Below are 7,407 nucleotides of genomic sequence, written 5' to 3'. Positions count from 1 at the left end.
ACTCAATCTTGGGTTGAGATAATTCTGTTTCTTTCTAGTAGTGAAAGAAATGCTTTTTATAGTTTTTTTGAATTATTTGAAAAGTTCATAAAGCAGAAAACCAATTCAAAAATGCAAAAAAATAAAGACAATTTAAGGCTTCGTCAGGATTTGATGTTTCCTCGGTTTGATATTTACAAGGAGATTCTAGGCGCTATAAAGAAAAGACCAGGAATGTATTTAGGAGCTAGTCCAATCACTGAACTAGATATGCGTTTGCGAGGATATAGTCTGGCTCGAAGAGAAGTTGGTGTAGCTCCAACTGAGCCAGAAAGGGAATTTGAAGGTTTTCAATCATGGATTGAAGATAAATATGGAATTAACTCAGGTCAGTCATGGTCTAAAATAATTCTTTTCTATTCTGTAGATGAGCATGAGGCACTACAGAAATTTTTTGAATTATTTGAAGAATATTTGAATAGAAATAAGAGTTTAGAAATAGATGAAAATAGCGAGTTAAACAGAAAGTATTAAGGTGCGTTAGCCTACGGCATAACACACCCTACTTTTTTTGGGTTATTTTACCAATGCCCTAATTTAAAAAGGTGGTAATTCTTTAAGAATTGTGAACCGGATATGATTTATCGCCAAATCACCGATAGGAATATCTTCTTTGGTTAGCCGTTCACCTTGACTTGTCACCGTTTCAAAGGTGATACCTTTACCAATTTCAATGTGATACCAGCATAAGCCCATAAAAAAGCGCGTCGGATAAGGCCCACCTTCACCTATATCGTCAGGATTTGATTCCATTGGCAACCAGCCAAAATTCGGGACGTAGAATTCTAGCCAAACATGATTAAAGTCGGGTTGTAGCGGTACTCCTACAAAGTCACTATGGGGAGGACATTTGTACCTGCCTACAGTACGGCAGGGGATGCCATTTAAACGAGATAGGGCAAGTAAAACGCCGACATATTCGCCACAAGAACCAACACCCCGCTCTAAAACCGTATCTGGTGTATCAATGTAAGGTTTAATACCGTAGGATAACTCATCATAAACATAGTTGCGGATGCTGTGCATTTTCCGTAGCACATTGGTTTCAGAACCAATCGCTTCTCTGGCGGCACGGCGAACAATGGTAGTATCCATTGCTAAATCGTCGTCGTCCACTAGGTAGCGTGTTTGTAATTCTGGGGACAGTTCGGGTATATTCTCCACATCTCTGGGTGTGATGCGATATTTAATTCCTCGAACTTCCAAAAGTGCTTTCCAGCCAAAGATATGCCGTTCGCCTGGGGCAAGAGAATCAAATTTAAAGACTGCTACACGTTGCCCCTCTATCACTTCTTCGGTGAACGGTATACCAATGGGTTCAACGTGTTTCACCTTTTGACGCTCAGTTTCCGATGGTAGGGCGATGCGCCATTCCACATCGGGTAAATAAACTTCGTCTAGAGGTGCAATCTCCTCAGCATAAGACATTTCAATCAGATAGCCATTAGAGAGGGCGTAACGCTTATCTGGTTGGTAATGATAATACAAAGGATGAATAAAAGTGCGATCGCGGAATGTTAGCTCATGACTCGGATCGGCATTGGGGTTATCCCGGATATAAGCTTCTTCTGAGGCGTAGGCGACGTAAATACTTTCTTTACCTGTTTCGGCATTTTTATGGATTGCTATGCCTGTGGGACATTCAAAGGGTGTCAGGACGCTGAATTGCAACTCACCTGTGGCTCTGTCCATCGCGTAAACTGATTGTTCGATGCGATCGCAAATCCATAGCATTTCTTGGTTGACTGCCAAATTCTCTATGCCAACTCCAGGGGCATAAAATCTGGTAATCTCTTTTCGCGTTTCGCGGTCAAAAACCAGAATGTAGCCCAGCCTTTGGCAACTGACATAAACTGTTGTTTCCCAAACAGCAACGCCATCAGCGGCATAAGGCAATGTTACAAAATGTTCCAGACCCAAAGCATCGAGCTTGCACAAGTAAACACTATTTTCTCGGCTCACCCACAGGGTATCATCCCACGCCGCTAAACCAGTGACATCGGTAAATTCTTCAACTTGATGGGAATTGAGAATTTTGCTGTTGTCAGAGGTGGGATCGATCTCTAGTAGATGCCCTTTGATACTGTCAATAGCAATCAGTCTATCTTTGATGAAAGTAATGCCACACAGGGCAGCAGCAGTAAGCGGTCGAATTGTTTTTTGCCCAAACATCTGGCTAACGGTCAAAGTGGGGAGTGCAAAACTCATAAAACCTTGTGGTAAGTGTAAAAAACCCTCACCTTTAGGTAGGGGAGGAAACATGACTCAAGCGGTTTTACCGCCGTCACACCAATTGCTGGATATGGAAAATCCTAGTCGAGCAATGGCTCCCCCGATCGGGGTGGATGAAGAGTGCTGAGTTAAAAGACTGCCCACAATGGGCGTTGCTCTTACCAAGTACATCAATTAGTGGTTTTCGATCGCCACGTTTACGGCGAGGTACTAAATAATTATCGGTACAATGTGTTCCGATAAACTCTTTCGTGAGAAATAATACTATGTCAAAACAGGAGGAATTTACAAATGTTAAGAATTACATATACACTCATACAACTAGGCGATCGCCTTAATGTAACTTTAGAAGATGGAATTCCTGCCATCACTAAATTATGATCGAATTTTGTAACCATTTGCTGTGACCTACACGATGTCTGCTAATTCTCTGCCTGAAGGTGCCGCCGTTTGGCATAGTTTAGAAGTTGATAAAGCGCTAGACCTGCTTGATAGTAATGCAGACAGTGGCTTAACACCCCAAGAAATTCAACAGAGATTGCAAAAATACGGCCCCAACGAACTTGAAGAAACTGCTGGCCGTAGTGCTTGGGAAATTCTGCTAGATCAGTTCAAGAACATTATGTTACTGATGCTGATTGGCGTGGCTCTGATTTCCGGGATTTTAGACCTGGTGGCTTTGCGATCGGGCAGCTTGAAGCCCGGTGAAGTGCCATTTAAAGATACGATCGCTATCTTAGCAATTGTCATTCTCAATGGCATACTCGGCTACGTCCAAGAAAGCCGTGCTGAAAAAGCCTTGGCAGCACTGAAAAAAATGACCTCTCCCTTAGTGCGAGTCATTCGCGAGGGTAGACTGGTGGAGATAGCAGCCAAGGATTTAGTGCCAGGGGATGTAATGCTGCTGGAAGCTGGGATGCAGATAGCCGCAGATGGACGCTTGATCGAGCAGTCGAATTTACAAGTGCGTGAGTCGGCGCTAACTGGTGAAGCCGAAGCGGTGAATAAACAGGCATCACTAAAATTGCCGGAGGACACATCATTAGGCGATCGCCTAAATGTCGTATTTCAAGGAACTGAAGTAGTCCAAGGACGGGCGAAGGTTCTGGTGACTAACACCGGCATGACAACAGAACTAGGCAAAATTGCCACCATGTTGCAGGCGGTGGAAAGTGAACCTACGCCTTTACAACAGCGAATGACTCAACTGGGTAATGTCCTAGTTACGGGTTCTTTGATTCTGGTGGCGATCGTTGTCGTCGGCGGTGTGATCCAAGCAAGAGGCTTTAGTAACATCCAAGAACTCTTGGAAGTTTCCTTGAGTATGGCGGTTGCTGTGGTGCCAGAAGGTTTACCAGCTGTAATTACCGTCACCTTGGCACTGGGAACCCAGCGAATGGTGCGCCAAAATGCTTTGATTCGCAAATTGCCAGCAGTGGAAACGTTGGGTTCTGTAACGACCATCTGTTCTGATAAAACTGGCACCCTGACTCAAAATAAAATGGTGGTGCAATCGATTTCCACCAATAACAAAACTTTTCGCGTCACTGGCGAAGGTTATGCTCCCACAGGAGACTTTCAGTTAAATGGTCAAAAAATTTCCCTGGAGGAATCTCCAGAAATCTCCGCGTTATCAGTAGCCTGTGCAGTTTGCAATGATTCAGTGTTGCAAAAAGAACAAGGTGAATGGGCGATTTTGGGAGATCCGACAGAGGGCGCATTAATTACCCTGGCGGGAAAAGCCGGAATCGAAAAAGACCAGTGGAACAGTAAGTTACCTCGCGTTGCGGAGTTTCCCTTTTCCTCGGAACGGAAGCGGATGAGCGTGATTTCTCAGGTGGAGGGAGTCGCTACAGGTGAAGCATCTTCGAGAGGCGTTGACCCAGCGATCGCTGGTTTTCTTCAATCGGAACCTTACTTAATGTTTACCAAAGGTTCTCCAGAGTTAACCTTGGCACGTTGCACTAAGATTCATTTGGGTAATGACACAAGCCCCTTGACCGAAGAACAACGCCAGAAAATTTTGGCAGAAAATGACCTGATGGCGAGTAAAGGTCTCCGGGTGCTAGGTTTTGCCTACAAACCCTTGGTGGAGATCCCACCGGAAGGTTCAGATGAAACCTCTGAGCAAGGCTTAGTATGGCTGGGATTGGTGGGGATGCTAGATGCACCACGCCCAGAAGTCAGGGCAGCGGTGCAAGAATGCCGAGAAGCAGGAATTCGCCCAGTGATGATTACTGGCGACCACCAATTAACAGCACGAGCGATCGCTACCGATTTGGGAATTGCCCAAGAAGGCGACCGCGTTCTCACAGGTCAAGAATTGCAACGGATGACTGACCAAGAATTAGAGCAAAACGTTGATCTGGTAAGCATCTATGCCAGAGTTTCCCCAGAACACAAACTGCGAATTGTCCAAGCACTGCAACGCCGGGGTCGATTTGTGGCGATGACAGGCGATGGTGTTAACGATGCCCCAGCCCTCAAACAAGCCGACATCGGTATTGCAATGGGTATTACTGGCACTGATGTAAGTAAAGAAGCCAGCGATATGGTATTACTTGATGACAACTTCGCCACCATTGTCAGCGCCACCAAGGAAGGTAGAGTTGTTTATACTAATATCCGCCGCTTTATTAAATACATTCTGGGCAGTAACATTGGCGAAGTTCTGACAATTGCAGCCGCACCCTTAATTGGTTTGGGAGGCGTTCCCCTTACTCCCTTACAAATTTTGTGGATGAACTTGGTGACAGATGGTTTACCAGCCTTGGCATTAGCTGTGGAACCTCCAGAACCGGATGTGATGCAGCGTCCGCCTTTTAGTCCCCGCGAAAGTATTTTCGCCAGGGGATTAGGTTCTTACATGATTCGCATTGGGATAATATTTGCGATTATCAGCATTGCCTTAATGTGGTGGGCTTATCAACATACCCATGCTGCTGGGTATCAGGGCAATCCCGAAGCTTGGAAAACAATGGTATTTACAACCTTGTGTATTGCCCAAATGGGTCATGCGATCGCCATTCGCTCTAACAACCGATTGGCCATTGAAATGAATCCCTTCTCCAATATCTTTGTACTAGCGGCTGTTGTCGTCACCACGATTTTGCAACTAATGCTAGTTTACGTCCCACCCCTGCGAGATTTCTTTGGTACTCACTACCTGAATATGCAAGAATTGGGGGTTTGTATTGGCTTCAGTGCCTTAATGTTCGTGTGGATTGAAGCAGAGAAGATATTTTTGCGGATTATGGGCAAGAAGGCTGTGTAAATGGGGCATAGGGCATGGGGCATAGGGCATGGGGGCATTGGTTATTAATTATTCTCCTCTAACCCTCTGCTCCCCTGCTTTTTCTTTGTCTCCTCCTCTCCCATGCCCAATCCCCAATGCCCCATGCCCAATCCTCACTATGTACCTAAAAACTCTAAACCTCCGACAATTTCGCAATTACCAAGACCAAAATGTTGAGTTTACTGCTGCCAAAACGATTTTGGTAGGTAATAATGCTCAGGGAAAATCGAATTTGTTGGAGGCGGTGGAGTTACTGGCGACATTGCGATCGCACCGCATGACCCGCGATCGCGATTTGGTTCAAGAAGGGGAAGCCATAGCCCAAATTGATGCCACCCTTGAGCGACAAACAGGTGTTAGTGACCTGACCTTAACCCTGCGCCGCAATGGTCGCCGTAGTGTTGCTCTCAATGGCGAATCTATCCGCCGTCAAATGGACTTTCTCGGCGTTCTCAATGCAGTCCAATTTTCCAGCTTAGATTTAGAACTAGTACGCGGTGGCCCGGAAGGTCGCCGCAACTGGTTAGATACACTCTTAATTCAACTGGAACCAGTTTATGCTCACATTTTGCAGCAGTATAACCATGTGTTACGCCAGCGCAATGCCTTTTTAAAACGCCATGTAGAGACGTTGGATGCAACATCTTTACAATCAGAACTAGCGCTGTGGGATGCACAGTTAGCTACTACAGGAACTAGGGTAATTAGACGACGCGATCGCGCTATCCAAAGATTAGCTCCCATTGCTACCACTTGGCACGGCAGTATTAGCGGCAGTACAGAAGTTCTACAAATCAAGTACGTGCCAAATATTCCTTTAGAGGATAACCAGCCAGAAGAAGTGCAGCAAGCTTTTTTAGCAAAAATTCAGCAGCGAGCCGTTGCTGAAATGCACCAAGGCACAACCCTTGTCGGCCCGCATCGAGACGAAATCGAATTAACTATTAACCAGACACCCGCTCGCCAATATGGTTCTCAAGGTCAACAACGAACGCTAGTTCTAGCTTTAAAATTAGCCGAATTACAATTAATTGAAGAAGTCGTTAAAGAGCCACCATTACTATTACTAGATGATGTTCTTGCCGAACTAGATTTATCCCGCCAAAATCAATTACTTGATGCGATTCAAGACCGCTTTCAAACCCTAATTACCACCACTCACTTGGGTTCTTTTGATTCGCAATGGTTGAAGTCCTCCCAAATTCTTTTTGTGAAAGCAGGAGAAATAATCCGACAGTGATTATCAATTATAAATTATTTTGATTTATTCAAACCTTTTAAAAACGTTGAGAACTACAATAGTCAGCACAGAACTGATTAATCCTAACTGCCATAAACCACAGCCAGCAGCAATTCCCAATGCAGCCGATACCCAAATAGCTGCTGCTGATGTGAGTCCATGAATTTCAAGTCGCTGTGATTCTTGGGAAGATTGGCGCACAATTTCTCCAGCACCGAGAAATCCTACACCAGTTGCTATTCCCTGAATCACGCGGCTCAGTGCATCAGGACTATCTTGCAGTTCTCCTGTTTGCATAATTATCAAAATAAATATGGCTGAACCGAAACTCACCAGCATGTGAGTTCTTAAACCGGCTGGTTTGTTCCTAATTTCGCGGTCTAAGCCGATTATTGCTCCAATAAACAATGCAATGCATAGCCGGAAGCTTATGTTCAGCCAATCATTAGTTGCAAGGTAGTAAGTGTTTGACAAAGCTTAGTTTGCTATAGAGTATTCTATATACTAGGTTAAATCATAATATTTTTATAAAAATAGTACGAAATTATTCTAATGTTTTATTAATGGGGTTTAATCTAATGCGTGTAGTGCACTAGACTAC

Annotated in this window: 5 protein-coding genes; 3 read left to right on the top strand and 2 right to left on the bottom strand. The window is 44.6% G+C overall.

What is annotated here, in order from left to right:
- Positions 1 to 513 (top strand): hypothetical protein (locus IQ229_RS06445; protein WP_228013229.1); only part of this gene is annotated, 513 nt, incomplete at its 5' end.
- Between the two features lie 63 nt (positions 514 to 576).
- Here IQ229_RS06445 and IQ229_RS06440 read toward each other — a convergent pair.
- Positions 577 to 2,247, bottom strand: a complete 1,671-nt coding sequence (locus IQ229_RS06440) for a transglutaminase-like domain-containing protein (protein WP_194042285.1) — start codon at positions 2,245 to 2,247, stop codon at positions 577 to 579.
- Positions 2,248 to 2,686: 439 nt separating this feature from the next.
- On the opposite strand from IQ229_RS06440, the gene IQ229_RS06435 reads away from it, so the two are divergent.
- Positions 2,687 to 5,545 carry a cation-translocating P-type ATPase gene (locus IQ229_RS06435; RefSeq protein WP_194042283.1) on the top strand — a complete coding sequence of 953 codons (2,859 nt, stop codon included), beginning with the start codon at positions 2,687 to 2,689 and terminating at the stop codon, positions 5,543 to 5,545.
- A 139-nt stretch (positions 5,546 to 5,684) separates the two neighbouring features.
- Positions 5,685 to 6,806, top strand: a complete 1,122-nt coding sequence (recF, locus tag IQ229_RS06430; protein ID WP_194042281.1) for a DNA replication/repair protein RecF — start codon at positions 5,685 to 5,687, stop codon at positions 6,804 to 6,806.
- Positions 6,807 to 6,830: 24 nt separating this feature from the next.
- Here the strand turns inward: recF and IQ229_RS06425 are convergent, their stop codons facing one another.
- A complete protein-coding gene (locus IQ229_RS06425) occupies positions 6,831 to 7,280 on the bottom strand; it encodes an MgtC/SapB family protein (protein WP_194042279.1) in 450 nt (149 codons plus the stop codon).
- Between the last annotated feature and the right edge of the window lie 127 nt (positions 7,281 to 7,407).

Source organism: Nostoc cf. edaphicum LEGE 07299 (assembly GCF_015207245.1).
In the GTDB taxonomy this organism is placed as follows: domain Bacteria; phylum Cyanobacteriota; class Cyanobacteriia; order Cyanobacteriales; family Nostocaceae; genus Nostoc; species Nostoc edaphicum_B.
This window is presented reverse-complemented; position numbering and strand designations above follow the sequence as displayed.

What these genes read in the sequence shown, in the direction of transcription:
- IQ229_RS06440 (WP_194042285.1), bottom strand. Translation starts at nt 2,247, where the DNA reads ATGAGTTTTGCACTCCCCACTTTGACCGTTAGCCAGATGTTTGGGCAA.
- IQ229_RS06435 (WP_194042283.1), top strand. Translation starts at nt 2,687, where the DNA reads ATGTCTGCTAATTCTCTGCCTGAAGGTGCCGCCGTTTGGCATAGTTTA.
- recF (WP_194042281.1), top strand. Translation starts at nt 5,685, where the DNA reads ATGTACCTAAAAACTCTAAACCTCCGACAATTTCGCAATTACCAAGAC.